Source organism: Pseudomonas hydrolytica (assembly GCF_021495345.1).
GTDB lineage: Bacteria > Pseudomonadota > Gammaproteobacteria > Pseudomonadales > Pseudomonadaceae > Aquipseudomonas > Aquipseudomonas hydrolytica.
The window spans coordinates 1,523,723-1,537,523 of the sequence record NZ_CP099397.1 but is presented as its reverse complement, the minus strand read 5'-3'; the positions used below and the strand labels follow the sequence as shown (position 1 = coordinate 1,537,523).

Here is a 13,801-nt window from a genome sequence, read left to right as displayed (position 1 = left end):
TATGGAAAACGCTTCGCGGTTTCCCCTACGAAAATCTGTTCAGGAGCATCCCCATGTCCCTTGCCCAAGCCCAATGCGAAGCCTGCCGCGCCGATGCGCCGAAGGTGTCCGATGAAGAACTGGCCGAACTGATCCGCGAGATTCCGGACTGGAACATCGAGGTGCGCGGCGACCACATGGAGCTGGAGCGCGTTTACCTGTTCAAGAACTTCCGCCACGCCCTGGCCTTCACCAACGCGGTCGGCGCCATCGCCGAGGAAGTCGGCCATCACCCGGCCCTGCTTACCGAATGGGGCAAGGTCACCGTCACCTGGTGGAGCCACGAGATGCGCGGCCTGCACCGCAACGACTTCATCATGGCCGCGCGCACCGACGTGCTGGCCGCCGCCGCCGAGGGTCGCAAGTGAGCCAGTTCGCCAGCGTCGCCCGGGTACCGGGCGACCCGATCCTGAGCCTGATGGAGGCCTATCGCCAGGACCGCAACGCGGCCAAGCTGGACCTGGGCGTCGGCGTGTACAAGGACGCCCAGGGCCTGACGCCGATCCCGCGCGCGGTCAAGCTGGCCGAGCAGCGTCTGATCGACAGCGAGACCACCAAGACCTACGTCGGCGGCCATGGCGATGCGGCCTTCGCCGAACGCCTCAGCCAGTTGGTGCTGGGCGCGGACTCGCCGCTGCTGGCCGGCCAGCGCGCCGCCGCCACGCAGACGCCCGGCGGCACCGGCGCACTGCGCCTGGCCGGCGATTTCATCCGCCACTGCCTGCCGGGACGCGGCATCTGGCTGAGCGATCCGACCTGGCCGATCCACGAGACCCTGTTCGCCGAGGCCGGGCTCAAGGTCGGCCACTACCCCTACGTCGGCGCCGACAACCGCCTCGACGTGGAGGCGATGATCGCGGCGCTGGCCCACCTGCCCAAGGGCGATGTGGTGCTACTGCACGCCTGCTGCCACAACCCCACCGGCTTCGACCTCGGCCCGCGCGATTTCAAGCGTGTGCTGGAAGTGATCAAGGCGCGCGAGCTGCTGCCCCTGATCGACTTCGCCTACCAGGGCTTCGGCGACGGCCTGGAGCAGGACGCCTGGGCGGTACGCCTGTTCGCCGCCGAGCTGCCGGAGCTGCTGATCACCAGCTCCTGCTCGAAGAACTTCGGCCTGTACCGCGAGCGCACCGGCGCGCTGATCGTCTGCGCCGGCGATGCCGACAAGCTCGTCGATATCCGCAGCCAGTTGGCCTACCTCGCCCGCAACCTGTGGTCGACGCCGCCGGCCCACGGCGCCGCGGTGGTCGCCGAGATTCTCGGCGACGCCGAGCTCAGGAAGCTGTGGCAGGACGAACTGGAGAGCATGCGCCTGCGCGTCGCCAGCCTGCGTCGCGGCCTGGTCGAGGCGCTGGCACCGCACGGTTTGAGTGAGCGTTTCGCGCATATCGCCGAACAGCGCGGCATGTTCTCCTACACCGGCCTGACGCCCATACAGGTGCAGCGCCTGCGTGAGGACTTCAGCGTCTACATGGTCGGCAGCGGCCGCGCCAACGTCGCCGGGCTGGACGCCACCCGCCTGGAGCAACTGGCCGCCGCCATCGCCCGGGTCTGCGGCTAGCCCCGGCGCGCCCTGCGTATAGATCAGCGCCAGCGCATGCGGGGCGCTCAGCCAGCGCAGGGTGCGCCAGGCAACGCCACCGGCTGGCGTGCAGCCGATTCACCCAATTGCACTATTGGCCGGCACAAACGGACTAAGGTTGAGTATCGACCTCAGCACAAGGAACCTGCCATGCCCCGCTCCGGCCTGCGTCTCATCCCTCTGCTCGCCGCTCTCGTCTTCGGCTCAGCCAGCGCCGCAGCAGCCGATCCGGTGGTGGTGTCGTCGAAGATCGACACCGAGGGTGCGGTGCTCGGCAACCTCATCGCCCTGCGCCTGGAGCGCGGTGGCGTGCCGGTGGAACAGCGCCTGCAGCTGGGCGCCACCAACATCGTGCGCAAGGCGCTGATCGCCGGCGAGATCGACCTCTACCCCGAATACACCGGCAACGGCGCCTTCTTCTTCGACCAGGCCGATAGCCCGGTGTGGAAGGACGCGGCCAAGGCATATGCCACGGTCAAGCGACTCGACCGCGAGGCCCACGATCTGGTCTGGCTGCGACCGGCCGACGCCAACAACACCTGGGCCATGAGCGTGCGCGGCGATCTGGCCCGTGCCCACGGCCTGCGCAGCCTCGACGACCTGGCGCGCTACCTGGCCGCCGGGGGCGACTTCAAGTTCGCCGCCAGCGCCGAGTTCGTCGAGTCGCCCAGCGCCCTGCCGGCCTTCCAGAAGGCCTACGGCTTCAGGCTCGAACCGGCGCAACTGGTGGTGCTCTCTGGCGGTAATACCGCGGCCACCCTGCGCGCTGCGGCCCAGGGTACCAATGGCGTCAACGCCGCCATGAGCTACGGCACCGACGGCGGCCTGGCAGCGCTGGACCTGCAGGTCCTGAGCGACCCGCGCGCGGTGCAGCCGGTGTACCAGCCGGCGCCGCTGGTCCGTGCCGAGGTGCTGGCCGCCTACCCGCAGATCGAGACGCTGCTGCGCCCGCTGTTCGCTGCCCTCAGCCTGGAAACCCTGCAACGTCTGAACGGCGAGGTGGCGGTCAACGGCGCCGACCCTCGCCAGGTGGCGGAAACCTTTCTCGACAGCCTCGAACAGTAAGGACGCGGCGTGCAGCCGAGCAACAGGCGCAATCCGGTCCTGCTGAGCCTGGCCCTGCTACTGCTGGCCGGGCTGTGGCTCGGCGATTTAGCCAGCCTGGCGGCCAACCGCATCGTGCCCGGCCAGGGCCACGGCCTGAGCGACGCGCTCGGCCTGCCCTGGGCGCTATCGCTGAGCGCCGCGTTGCTGGCCCTGGCGGCCCTGGCCTGGCGTGCCGAGCCGCATCATCTGCGTCTGGCGCAGGGCCTGTTGGCGCTTCTGCTGGCCCAGTTGCCGCTGGCCCTGGCCTGGTTCGCCGCGCGTCACCTCGACCCGGCTCTGCCGCAGGCGCGCATCGCGCCGGGCTTCGGGGTCTGGAGTCAGCTGTTCGTCTACGGCCTGATGCTGATCGAGCTGCGCCAGCGTCTGGGCGGACGCCTGTGGCTGATCGGGCCACTGCTCCTGCTGCTGCTCAGCGCCGCGCTGATCGCCAGCGGTGCCTGGGACTCGCTGGCGCTGATGCGCGAGTATGCCGGTCGCAGCCGCCAGTTCTGGCAGGCTCTGGGCGGGCACCTGGCTCTGGTCGGCGGCACCCTGGCGCTGAGCCTGGGCCTGGGGTTCGCCCTGGCGCTGACGATCGGCCGCTGGCCACGCACCCAGGCGGCCCTGTACGGGCTGCTCAATCTGCTGCAGACCATTCCCAGCCTGGCGCTGTTCGGCCTGCTGATCCCTGTGCTGAGCTACCTGGCCACGCAATCCGCGGCGCTGCAGGCGCTGGGCGTACGCGGCATCGGCTGGGCGCCGGCGCTGCTGGCGCTGGTCGCCTACAGCCTGCTGCCGGTAGTGCGCAACACCCAGGTGGCGCTGCAGCAGGTGGACGCCGCGGTGCTCGAAGCCGCGCGCGGCATGGGCATGAGCCGCTACCAGCTGTTCACCCGGGTGCGCCTGCCGCTGGCCCTGCCGGTGATACTCGAAGGTGTGCGCATCACCAGCATTCAGGCCATCGGCCTGGCCGCCGTGGCCGCGCTGGTCGGCGCCCAGGGGTTCGGCACCTTCATCTTCCAGGGGCTCGGCCAGGGTGCCATGGACCTGGTGCTGCTCGGCGCCCTGCCGACCATCGCCCTCGCCCTGCTCGCCGACGCCCTGTTCGGCGCACTGGCCCATGTCCTGACACGGAGACGCCAAGCATGATCGAACTCGACCGGGTCAGCCGCCGGTTTGGCGGCGTCACGGCGGTGGATGAGCTGTCGCTGCGCATCGCCAGCGGCGAGTTCTGCGTACTGGTCGGCCCTTCCGGCTGCGGCAAGTCCACCACCCTGCGCATGATCAACCGGCTGGTCGCCTGCAGCAGCGGGCAGATCCGTATCGACGGCCAGGACATCGCCACGCTCGACGAGCGCCTTTTGCGGCTGCGCATCGGTTATGCCATCCAGAACACCGGGCTGTTCCCGCACTGGACGGTGGCGCGCAACATCGCCCTGGTGCCGCAGCTGCTCGGCTGGCCGCGGGCGCGCATCGAGGCGCGGGTCGGGGAGCTGCTGGCGCTGCTCGAACTGCCGGCAGCCGAGTTCGCCGACAAGTACCCGGACCAGCTCTCCGGCGGCCAGGCCCAGCGCGTCGGCGTGGCCCGTGCGCTGGCCGGCGATCCGGAAATCCTGCTGATGGACGAGCCGTTCGGCGCGCTCGATCCGATCACCCGCGACAACCTGCAGAACGAGCTGCTGCGCATCCAGTCGCAGATCCGCAAGACCATCGTCTTCGTCACCCACGACATCGACGAGGCGCTCAAGCTGGCCGAGCGCATCGTGGTGATGGAGCACGGGCGCATCGTCCAGCATGGCAGCCCGCAGCAACTGCTCGACCGACCGGCCAACGCGCTGGTCGAACAACTGCTCGGCCAGAGCGAGCGCGGCCTCAAGCGCGCCGGCCTGCGCCGGGTGGAGACGCTGATGCGGCCCCCATCCGGCGAGCCGCCGGCACAGACCATCGCCGCCACAGCCAGCCTGCGCCAGGCGCTGTCGCACATGCTCTCGCAGCACTGCGAACGCCTGGCCGTGCGCGACGCCGCGGGGCGCTGGGTCGGCGTCGTTCATCTGCTCGATGCCGTGCGAGAGGAGGCCGATTGATGCGCCGCTGGCTGCCGCCGCTGCTGTGGCTGGCCCTGCTGCTGGGCGCCAGCTTCGCCATGGAGCGGCTGGAACCGCTGCTGCGCTGGCTCGACCCCGACAGCCGTCAGTTGCTCTACCAGCGCGCCAGCCTCGCCGCTCTGCTCGGCCGGCATCTGCTGATCGTCGCCTGCGCCGGCGGCCTGGCGGTGCTGCTCGGCGTCACCGCCGGCATCCTGGTGACCCGTTCCTGGGGCCGCGATTTCCTGCCGCTGGCCAGCCAGGTGGCGTCCATCGGCCAGACCTTCCCGCCGGTGGCCGTGCTGGCGCTGAGCGTGCCACTGCTCGGCTTCGGCGCCCTGCCGACGATAGTCGCGCTGCTGCTCTACGGCCTGCTGCCGGTGCTGCGCAACAGCCTGGCCGGGCTGCAGGGCGTGCCGCCGGCGGTGCTCGAAGCCGCGCGGGGCATGGGCATGTCGCCGCTGCGTGTGCTCTGGCAGGTTGAGCTGCCGCTGGCCCGACCGGTGATTCTGGCCGGCGTACGCACCTGCCTGACCCTGAGCATCGCCACCGCCGCCCTGGGCTCGACGGTCGGTGCCAGCACCCTCGGTGATCCGCTGATCGCGGGGCTGGTCAACGGCAACAACGCCTACCTGCTGCAGGGCGCACTGCTGATCGGCCTGCTGGCGTTGTGTGTGGACAGCCTGTTCGGCGCGCTGAGCGGCCCTGGGCCACGCCCGCCTGGTTAGCCACACGCCGCCGTCGCGCACCATCGGTGCGACCAGCCGTGCCCCGCGGGTGTGCATCAGGCCGCCAGATGGCCTGCCAGATTTTTCGTCAATTTAATTTTTTCTTTAACATCAGTATGTTACAAGCCAAGCGAAGAGCACTTGGCCCGTTCTCTGCTTGCACCCATGGGCGTACTGGCCTAGGGTAGATCGCCATGTGGTCCCTGATTGCCCCCATCAGCTCGCTGCTGAGCGGAGTGGCACTTCTCCTGCTCGGCAATGGGCTGCTCAATACCCTCCTGACCCTGCGTGGCGTCGCCGAAGGCTACTCCACCACGATGCTCGGCCTGATCATGTCCGGGTACTTCGTCGGGTTTCTTCTCGGCACCTGGCTGGCGGCTCCGCTGGTCCGACGCATCGGGCATATCCGCGCGTTCGCCTGTTGCGCCGCACTTGCCGCCATCGCCGCCCTGCTCCACCTGCTGCTGGTCGACCCCTGGGTCTGGCTGGGCCTGCGTGTGCTCTACGGCCTGGCCCTGGTGACCCTGTACATGGTGGTCGAAAGCTGGCTCAACGCGCAGACGCCCGGCGAGCAACGTGGCCGGGTGTTCGCCGTGTACATGGCGGTCAACCTCGGCGCCCTGGCCCTGGCCCAGCAGCTGCTGCACCTGGCCGACCCGGTGCAGTTCACCCTGTTCGCCCTCGCCGCCATCCTCATCAGCGCGGCGCTGATGCCCATCACCCTGACCCGCCAGGTGCAGCCGAGCCTGCCGGAGGCGCCGCGCAGCAACCTGCTGCAGCTGTGGCGCATCGCCCCGCTGGCCATCGCCGCTGCCGGCCTGTCGGGCCTGGCGCTCGGCGGCTTCTGGGGCATGGCTCCGGTATATGCCAGCCTGGCCGGCTTCGATGCCTCCGGCGTGGGCCTGATGATGACCGCCACCATCCTCGGCGGTGCCCTGCTGCAATGGCCGATCGGCCTCTATTCCGACAGCCGTGACCGGCGCTGGGTTCTGCTCTGGGTGGTGGCCCTGGCCGCCGGCATGGCCCTGCTGCTCAGCCTGCTGCCGGCCGGCAACGCGCTGCTGATGGCGATCTTCGTCTGGGGCGGGCTGGCCTTCGCCATCTACCCCATCGCCGTGGCGCAGCTGATCGACCAGTTGCACAAGGACGAGATTCTCGCCGGCTCCAGCGGCCTGCTGATGGTCAACGGCATCGGCGCGGTGTGCGGCCCGCTGCTCGCCGGCCTGCTGATGGAACACCTGGGCGCGGCGGCGCTGCCGTTGTACTTCGCCGTCACCCTCGGCCTGCTGGCGGCCTACTGCCTGTACCGCCTGCGCCATGTCAGCGACCTGGTCAGCGGCGAGGCTGCGCACTTCGTGCCGATGCTGCGCACCAGTCCCACCGTGCTGGAGCTGATGCCCGACGCCCCGCCCCCCGAACCTTGCGACACGGAGGAAAGCCCGACTCACGCATCCTGAGGATGCACCGCCGGCTGCTTCGGCAAGGCCCCGAGCCTATCCCAAGCAGCCAGAACACCGGCGCCCGGCGCCGCTTCTGGAGAAACAACGATGCTACTTGCCACCGATCTGGACGGAACCTTCCTTGCCGGCGATCCCGAGGATCGCCTGAGCCTCTATCAGACCATCGCCGCCCACCCCGAGATTCAGCTCGCCTACGTCACCGGGCGCAGCCTGGAAGCGGTGCTGCCGCTGCTGGCCGACCCGACGCTGCCACAGCCGGACTTCATCATCGCCGACGTCGGCGCCACGCTGGTGCACGGCGACAGCCTGCAACCGATCCAGCCGCTGCAGAGCGTGGTGGACGCCCTCTGGCCCGGCGAAAGCCAGGTGGCCAGCGCCATTGCCGCCTTCGGCCTGGAGCGTCAGGACGTGCCGCAGGCGCGGCGCTGCTCGTACTTCTGCACGCCGGAGCAGGCGGCCAACCCGGCGCTGCGCGAGATCGCCGACGAGCTGGGCTGCGACCTGCTGTACTCGGCCGAGCTCTACCTCGACTTCCTTCCCAAGGGCGTGAACAAGGGCAGCAGCCTGCGCGCCCTGGCCGACTGGCTGGAGCTCGACCACGACCAGGTGCTGGCCGCCGGTGACACCCTCAACGACCTGGCGATGCTCAGCGCCAGCTTCCACGGCGTGTGCGTGGGCCAGTCGGAAAGCGCCCTGCTGGAGGCCACCGCCAACCACTCGCGCACCCTGCATGCCAGCCGCCCCGGCTGCGGCGGCATTCTCGAAGCCTTCGCCCACTTCGGCTTCCTCGGCGAGCACGGCATCGCCGCCGAACGGCGCCAGGCCGCGCAGCCGGGCAAGGCCGAGCTGGTGATGGTCTACCACCGCCTGCCCTACGAGGAATACCGCGGCGCAAGCGGCAAGCTGCAGCGCCGGCGCCCCACCTCGCCCAACGGCATCATTCCCACCCTGCTGAGTTTCTTCGGCGATGGGCGCAAGGGCTCCTGGGTGGCCTGGGCGGTGCACGAGGGTGACGAGCCGTTCGACAGCCACACCACGGTGGACGCCGAGCGCTATCCCAAGCTCACCGCGGCGCGGGTCAAGCTGAGCAAGGACGAAGTGGACATCTTCTACAAGCGCTTCTCCAAGGAGGCTTTCTGGCCGACCCTGCATACCTTCTGGGAGCGCGCCACCTTCAACGAGGACGACTGGCAGGTGTACCTCAAGGTCAACCGCACCTTCGCCGAGCGCACCGCGCTGGAGGCCGCCGAGGGCGCAATCGTCTGGCTGCACGACTACAACCTGTGGATGGTACCGGCCTACCTGCGCGAGCTGCGCCCGGACTTGCGCATCGCCTTCTTCCACCACACCTACTTCCCCTCGGCGGACGTGTTCAACGTGCTGCCCTGGCGCCGGCAGATCGTCGGCAGCCTGCTGCAGTGCGACTACGTCGGCTTCCATATCCCGCGCCAGGTGGAGAACTTCGTCGACGTCGCCCGCGGCGTGTTCCCGCTCAAGACCCTGAGCCGGCAGAACTGCGCGCCGCGCTTCATCACCTATGGCTGCGCCGTGGGCCTGGAGCGCATGACCACCGAACTGGATACCGGCAGCCGCCGGGTCAGGCTCGGCGCCCATCCGGTCGGCCTGGATATCGACCGCGTACGCAGCGCCCTGGAGGCACCGAAGATTCGCGAGCTGATGGCGCACCTGCGCGAGGAGATGCAGGGCGTGAAGCTGATTCTCTCGGTGGAACGCCTCGACTACACCAAGGGCATTCTGGAAAAGCTCAACGCCTACGAGCGCCTGCTGGCCGACAACCCCGAACTGATCGGCAAGGTCACCCTGGTCAGCGTCTGCGTGCCGGCGGCCCGCGAGATGACCATCTACGACGAGCTGCAGAGCCAGATCGAACAGGCCGTGGGACGCATCAACGGGCGCTTTGCCCGCGTCGGCTGGACGCCCCTGCAGTTCTTCTTCCGCAGCCTGCCGTTCGAGGAAGTCAGCGCCTGGTACGCCATGGCCGACGTCATGTGGATCACCCCGCTGCGCGACGGCCTGAATCTGGTGGCCAAGGAATTCGTCGCCGCGCAAGGCCTGCTCGGCGGACGCGGCGTGCTGGTGCTATCGGAGTTCGCCGGCGCCGCTGCCGAACTCAAGGGCGCACTGCTGACCAACCCGCACGATGCGGCCGACCTGGCGCAGACCTGCTACCTGGCGCTGAACATGCCCGCGAGCGAGGCCAAGGCGCGCCTGCGCGAGCTGTTCGACATCGTCTGCTTCAACGACATCCGCCGCTGGGGCGAGGAGTTCCTTGCCGGGGTCGAACCGCAGCAGGAAAACAAGGTGCTGGAATTGGTCGGTTAAGCCTCGCGCCGCCCTACGGATGATCTACAGCCGTAGGGTGCGCCGTGCGCACCGGATCTTGCGTCGGTAAACAGGCCCACCCCGGCACCCCCATGGCCGTTCCCCGGCTTGCCGTATTGCCTGTTCCGTTGGTGCGCATGGCGCACCCTACTGGCCTGCCGCATCCGTAGGGTGCGCTGCACGCACCGAATCGTGCGGCGATAAACAGGCCCGCCGCGGCACCGCCATGGCCATTCCCCGGCTTGCCGTATTGCCTGTTCGTTGGTGCGCACGGCGCACCCTACTGGCCTGCCGCATCCGTAGGGTGCGCCGTGCGCACCGGATCTCGCGTCGGTAAACAGGCCCGCCGCGGCACCGCCATGGCCGTTCCCCGGCTTGCCGTATTGCCTGTTCCGTTGGTGCGCACAGCGCACCCTACTGGTCTGCCGCATCCGTAGGGTGCGCTGCGCGCACCGAATCTTGCGGCGGTAAACAGGCCCACCCCGGCACCACCATGGCCGTTCCCCGGCTTGCTGGTATTTCCCGTTCCGTTGGTGCGCACGGCGCACCCTACCAAAGCCGCGCACCGGATCACGCGTCGCCCCACCTCGGCTCAATACCCCCCACCGCCGCGGCCACGTCCCGGCTTGCCATACTTCTTGTTCAGGCCGGGTGGCACGCCTTTGGGCCCCTTGGCCCAGGGTCCGTCGTGCCGGCTGGAGGAATACCAGTGGTCGTCGTACCAGCGGTAATAGATGCGGTCACGGTAGTACAGATGTGGCCAGCCGATGACCACATAGGCATCGATACCCGGATCCCAGCGCCACTCGACGTGGGGTGGCGGTGCGTGGTGCGGCGGCGGACGGTGCCCACCGACGTGTACGCTGCAGGCCGTCAGCGACACCGCCAGGCCCACCAGCAGCGGATAGCGCAGTTTCATCGCGAAGCCCTCTTGCCGGCCCTGTCTTGAACTTGGACCTCGGCCGCTTCGCTCGGTTTTCGGGCAAGCTGCGCAGCGGACCGGCGGAGCCCCCGCGCAGGGCAAGGCAGCACCACCTGTCCGTGCACGCAGCAGCTCAGCCCATCTGGCTGTCCACCGTGCAGTTGATCATCCACGGCACACCGAAACGGTCGGTGAGCATGGCAAAGCGCGTCGCCCAGAAGGTGGCCTGCAGCTCCATCTGCACCGAACCGCCTTTCGACAGCGCTTCGTACAGGCGCTCGGCCTCCGGCACGTTGTCCACCTGCAGGGAGATCGAACAGCCCTTGATGCCGTCATGCGGGTATTGCGGCAGGGTATCGGAGGCCATCAGCAACTGGTCGCCAACCGTCAGGCACACGTGCATGACGCGCTGCTGGTACTCGGCCGGTACGTCCATCTGCTCGGGGCTGTCGGCGTAGCGCATCATCTCCAGTTGGCCGCCGAACACTTCGGCGTAGTAATTGAAGGCGGCCTCGCATTGGCCATCGAACATCAGATAGGCATGAATCTTCATCGCAACACTCTCCTTAGTTCTCAATGCTGATGCGCGCGCGAATGCGTTCTTCCTGCTCGCGCAACTCGGGGGTGAACTCGGCGCCGAAATCCTCGGCTTCGAAGATCTGGCGAATCTCGATATCCGAGTCGCCGGGCATGGGGTTGGGACAGCGCTTGACCCACTCGATGCATTCCTCGAGCGAGGCCACCTGGAAGATCCAGAAACCGGCGACCAGCTCCTTGGTTTCCATGAACGGACCGTCGATCACCGTGCGCTGGCTGCCGGAGAACCTTACCCGTGCCCCCTTGCTGCTGGGCTGCAGGCCCTCGCCGGCGAGCATCACCCCGGCCTCCACCAGTTCCTCGTTGTAGCGGCCCATGGCCGCCAGCAGCTCCTCGCTGGGCATCACACCGGCTTCGGAATCTGCAGTCGCCTTGACCATCACCATGAAACGCATCGCCTTTCTCCTTGTTCGAGTCGAAATAGCGCAGGAGTCTCCCTACGGCTGACACTGAACCCATGGCTGGGTTCTGAAGACTAGTCGAACGGGCGATGGACGAATCGACAGCGCAGGGAAACTTTCTTTCGAGAAAAAGCGCTGCCCACTTCCAGACGCAAAGCGCCTCAACCGCTAGCGCTGTGCAGACGACTGAGCGAGACCTCGGCGTTCGCGCCGTGGCGTTGCAGCGCCTCCTCGAAGAAGGCGATGGACATCGGCTCAGGCAGGTCCCACCTCGGTCCGAGGCGCGCCAGGTCCTCGGCGAACCGGGTAAAGGTGGCGAAATCGCGGGGATAGCGCGAAGGGTCCACGCCGACCAGCCGGCCCTCTACCCGCGCCCAGCCGAGCAACTGCTGCCAGCGCTCGATGGGGGCGAGACCGACGCCTTCGGTACCGTGGGAGAACAGCAGCATGTCGATTTCGTCGAACCCCGGATGCCCCTGCAGATACTCCTCCAGCAGGCGTGCCGAAGGCTCGACGCCGAACAGCGACCAGTACGGGATCGCCCGCAGGCGCAGGGTGGTAAGCGGATCACTGAGCAGAAAGCTGTCCACCAGAAGGCGGCGCGAGGGTTCGCCCTGCTCGGCGTACCAGTCGGCGTAGATGTCGGCCGTCAGCGCGCTGAGCGATTCGGGTTCGGCATGGTCGATGCGGATCAGCCGCCATTGCCGCGCCTTGGCCAGCTCCTGCAGGTCGTCCAGCAGGGCCGGGTCGAAGCCCCACTCGGCCTCGGGCGCCATGTCGTCGGCAGGTGGCGGATCCCAGCGCGGCCGGGCGATACCGTAGCGCGACAGGTACTGGCGCACCCGCGGCGAGCCTTCGAAGTATTCGCTCTCACTCGCCCCACCAGTGGCGCCAAACTGAAACACCGAGCGCGAGGAGGTGCGTGTGACCGGCCACTGGCGATTGCAGGCACTGACGTAGAGCGTCGCCCCCGGCGCCAGGCTGCGCAGGAGAAACTCGCGGTAGGCCAGCGGCAGGCGCCGGTACTTGAGGCGGTAGTAGGCCATGTGCTGCAGCATCAGCCGATCCTGATTGGGATCGTGCATATGGTGCACGGCGATGCGCCCATCCGCGCCGAGCAAGGCGTGAACGATCGGCAGGCCCTGCTCCAGCGCACGGCGGGCATCGTCCGGGTCGTTGCCCAGCGCGCGCACCGGGCAGAGAAAGGTCTGCGGCAGCCAGGGCACGCCCATGGCCGCCGCAAGATGCATCAGCGCCCCGTTGGACGAACCGATGAAGGCCGCCGGATAGCGCCGCTGCGGATACAGGCCGGCCATCCACTCGGCGATCGCCTCTACGTCCACCCGCGCGGCCTGTGACGGGCCGATGCCCTCGGTCATGCCGCCCAGGGCATAGACCTGCTCGCGCAGCTTGCACGGCAGGCGATTGATGGTCGGCATCAGGCTGTCGAGCAGCGGCGACTGGCTCGGACTGGTGTACGGGCGCCCGCGTAGCGCGAGCGCAAGGGCCTGGACCATGCCGGCTGCCGAATCGAAACGGGCGATGCCCTGCGGTGGCTGGTTCATCGGACCACCTCCGTGGCGCCGCGACCCTCGCGCAAAAAATCGTCGATCAGTTGCGCGAAGCTGTGCGGATGCACGTAGTTCATGGTGTGGGTCGCGCCCTCGACAAGGCACAGACGCCCCTTGGGCAGGCGCGCGGCCACCGCCTCGCCCCAGTGCGGCGGCGCCACCGGGTCGCGACTGCCCTGCACGACCAGGCATGGAGCCTCGATGGCGGCGAGATGATCCTCGATGCGGTAGTGCAGCAGGCGCCTGATGCTGCTCAGCACCCGCCAGACGCCAGCCTTGGCGTAATCGATGCGACCGATGCCGGCACTGGAGCGCAGACGCTCGCGACGGCCATTGCGCACGGCACGCCAGAGCTGGGGCAACAGGCTGCGCGCCGCCGGGTCGACGGTCGGCCCCTGCAGCACCAGACGCGCCACCCGCTGGGGGTGGCGCACGGCCAGGGCCGTAAGGATCTGGCAACCGTAGGAATTGCCGATGAAGGTGGCCTTGTCGATGGCGCAGGCGCTGAGCCAGAGGTCGAGCACATCGGCCAGTTGCTCGACGCTCAGCACGCGCCGTGGCGTGCCCGTCGCGCTCTCGCCGTAGCCCGGCAGGTCCGGCGCCAGCACGCGGTAGCCGTTGTCGGCCAGCGCCCTGGCCAACGGCTCCATGTAGCGGCTGGAGATGACCAGCCCGTGCACCAGCACCACCACCGGTGCATCGGCAGCGCCGACACTGCGGGTGAACAGCCGCCAGGGGCCGGCCTGAACATGATGACCGTCGATGCCCAGGGCGCGACTGGTGTCGCTCAGCGCCGGCGCGCTCGCCAACTGCCGATAGCGGCGCGTGGCTTCGAAGGTGCCGAGCGCGACGGCGATACCGACCAGGGCGCGGATCCAGGTGCGTGATGGCAGATGAGGCATAACGACTCCGATGACGACGAACCTGTCTCTTTCGAGGTCCGGCGTATCGTCGAAGTGCCACCTATTTTGCGCTCGGCAGCACAGAG

13 protein-coding genes are annotated in these 13,801 nt (G+C 68.4%); 8 read left to right on the top strand and 5 right to left on the bottom strand.

The genetic code is table 11. From position 1 onward, the window contains the following. Positions 1-53: 53 nt before the first annotated feature. The 8 genes from L1F06_RS07005 to ggpS all read left to right on the top strand — a co-directional run bounded on the left by L1F06_RS07005 (position 54) and on the right by ggpS (position 9,322). Complete coding sequence (locus L1F06_RS07005; RefSeq protein WP_003241907.1) at positions 54-407, top strand: 4a-hydroxytetrahydrobiopterin dehydratase; 354 nt, start codon at positions 54-56, stop codon at positions 405-407. Continuing rightward, entirely contained in the window at positions 404-1,600 is a 1,197-nt protein-coding gene (locus L1F06_RS07000; RefSeq protein WP_129483846.1) for an amino acid aminotransferase, read from the top strand. The genes L1F06_RS07005 and L1F06_RS07000 overlap by 4 nt, the downstream gene beginning before the upstream one ends. 171 nt (positions 1,601-1,771) lie before the next feature. Then, the gene (gene osmF / locus L1F06_RS06995) at positions 1,772-2,686 is read left to right on the top strand and encodes a glycine betaine ABC transporter substrate-binding protein OsmF (RefSeq protein ID WP_129483845.1); all 915 of its coding nucleotides are present in this window, start codon (positions 1,772-1,774) and stop codon (positions 2,684-2,686) included. Between the two features lie 9 nt (positions 2,687-2,695). Continuing rightward, positions 2,696-3,856 (top strand): ABC transporter permease, encoded by a 1,161-nt coding sequence (locus tag L1F06_RS06990; protein ID WP_129483844.1) that lies wholly within the window; start codon positions 2,696-2,698, stop codon positions 3,854-3,856. Then, the gene (locus L1F06_RS06985; protein ID WP_129483843.1) at positions 3,853-4,791 is read left to right on the top strand and encodes an ABC transporter ATP-binding protein; all 939 of its coding nucleotides are present in this window, start codon (positions 3,853-3,855) and stop codon (positions 4,789-4,791) included. The genes L1F06_RS06990 and L1F06_RS06985 overlap by 4 nt, the downstream gene beginning before the upstream one ends. Beyond that, positions 4,791-5,519: an ABC transporter permease gene (locus L1F06_RS06980; RefSeq protein ID WP_096827019.1), complete on the top strand. Its 729-nt coding sequence runs from the start codon at positions 4,791-4,793 to the stop codon at positions 5,517-5,519. Before L1F06_RS06985 ends, L1F06_RS06980 begins: the two co-directional genes overlap by 1 nt. 194 nt (positions 5,520-5,713) lie before the next feature. Then, the gene (locus tag L1F06_RS06975) at positions 5,714-6,976 is read left to right on the top strand and encodes an MFS transporter (protein WP_129483842.1); all 1,263 of its coding nucleotides are present in this window, start codon (positions 5,714-5,716) and stop codon (positions 6,974-6,976) included. A gap of 90 nt (positions 6,977-7,066) precedes the next feature. Next, positions 7,067-9,322, top strand: a complete 2,256-nt coding sequence (gene ggpS / locus L1F06_RS06970; RefSeq protein ID WP_129483841.1) for a glucosylglycerol-phosphate synthase — start codon at positions 7,067-7,069, stop codon at positions 9,320-9,322. Positions 9,323-9,914: 592 nt separating this feature from the next. On the opposite strand, the gene L1F06_RS06965 is transcribed toward ggpS, so the two are convergent. The 5 genes from L1F06_RS06965 to L1F06_RS06945 form a co-directional block, all read right to left on the bottom strand. Continuing rightward, entirely contained in the window at positions 9,915-10,241 is a 327-nt protein-coding gene (locus tag L1F06_RS06965; protein ID WP_096827024.1) for a hypothetical protein, read from the bottom strand. 136 nt (positions 10,242-10,377) lie between these two features. Beyond that, positions 10,378-10,797: a VOC family protein gene (locus L1F06_RS06960; RefSeq protein WP_003241888.1), complete on the bottom strand. Its 420-nt coding sequence runs from the start codon at positions 10,795-10,797 to the stop codon at positions 10,378-10,380. Positions 10,798-10,810: 13 nt separating this feature from the next. Continuing rightward, the gene (locus L1F06_RS06955) at positions 10,811-11,236 is read right to left on the bottom strand and encodes a YciI family protein (RefSeq protein WP_003241885.1); all 426 of its coding nucleotides are present in this window, start codon (positions 11,234-11,236) and stop codon (positions 10,811-10,813) included. A gap of 167 nt (positions 11,237-11,403) precedes the next feature. Continuing rightward, entirely contained in the window at positions 11,404-12,807 is a 1,404-nt protein-coding gene (locus tag L1F06_RS06950) for a hypothetical protein (RefSeq protein ID WP_129483840.1), read from the bottom strand. After that, on the bottom strand, positions 12,804-13,715 hold the full coding sequence (locus tag L1F06_RS06945) for an alpha/beta fold hydrolase (RefSeq protein WP_129483839.1): 912 nt from the start codon (positions 13,713-13,715) through the stop codon (positions 12,804-12,806). The genes L1F06_RS06950 and L1F06_RS06945 overlap by 4 nt, the downstream gene beginning before the upstream one ends. Between the last annotated feature and the right edge of the window lie 86 nt (positions 13,716-13,801).

Excerpts from the sequence above, each read along its gene's own strand:
- L1F06_RS06980 (WP_096827019.1), top strand. The coding sequence starts at position 4,791 with ATGCGCCGCTGGCTGCCGCCGCTGCTGTGGCTGGCCCTGCTGCTGGGC.
- L1F06_RS06975 (WP_129483842.1), top strand. The coding sequence starts at position 5,714 with ATGTGGTCCCTGATTGCCCCCATCAGCTCGCTGCTGAGCGGAGTGGCA.
- L1F06_RS06985 (WP_129483843.1), top strand. The coding sequence starts at position 3,853 with ATGATCGAACTCGACCGGGTCAGCCGCCGGTTTGGCGGCGTCACGGCG.
- L1F06_RS06955 (WP_003241885.1), bottom strand. The coding sequence starts at position 11,236 with ATGCGTTTCATGGTGATGGTCAAGGCGACTGCAGATTCCGAAGCCGGT.
- L1F06_RS06950 (WP_129483840.1), bottom strand. The coding sequence starts at position 12,807 with ATGAACCAGCCACCGCAGGGCATCGCCCGTTTCGATTCGGCAGCCGGC.
- osmF (WP_129483845.1), top strand. The coding sequence starts at position 1,772 with ATGCCCCGCTCCGGCCTGCGTCTCATCCCTCTGCTCGCCGCTCTCGTC.
- L1F06_RS07005 (WP_003241907.1), top strand. The coding sequence starts at position 54 with ATGTCCCTTGCCCAAGCCCAATGCGAAGCCTGCCGCGCCGATGCGCCG.
- ggpS (WP_129483841.1), top strand. The coding sequence starts at position 7,067 with ATGCTACTTGCCACCGATCTGGACGGAACCTTCCTTGCCGGCGATCCC.
- L1F06_RS06965 (WP_096827024.1), bottom strand. The coding sequence starts at position 10,241 with ATGAAACTGCGCTATCCGCTGCTGGTGGGCCTGGCGGTGTCGCTGACG.
- L1F06_RS06960 (WP_003241888.1), bottom strand. The coding sequence starts at position 10,797 with ATGAAGATTCATGCCTATCTGATGTTCGATGGCCAATGCGAGGCCGCC.
- L1F06_RS06945 (WP_129483839.1), bottom strand. The coding sequence starts at position 13,715 with ATGCCTCATCTGCCATCACGCACCTGGATCCGCGCCCTGGTCGGTATC.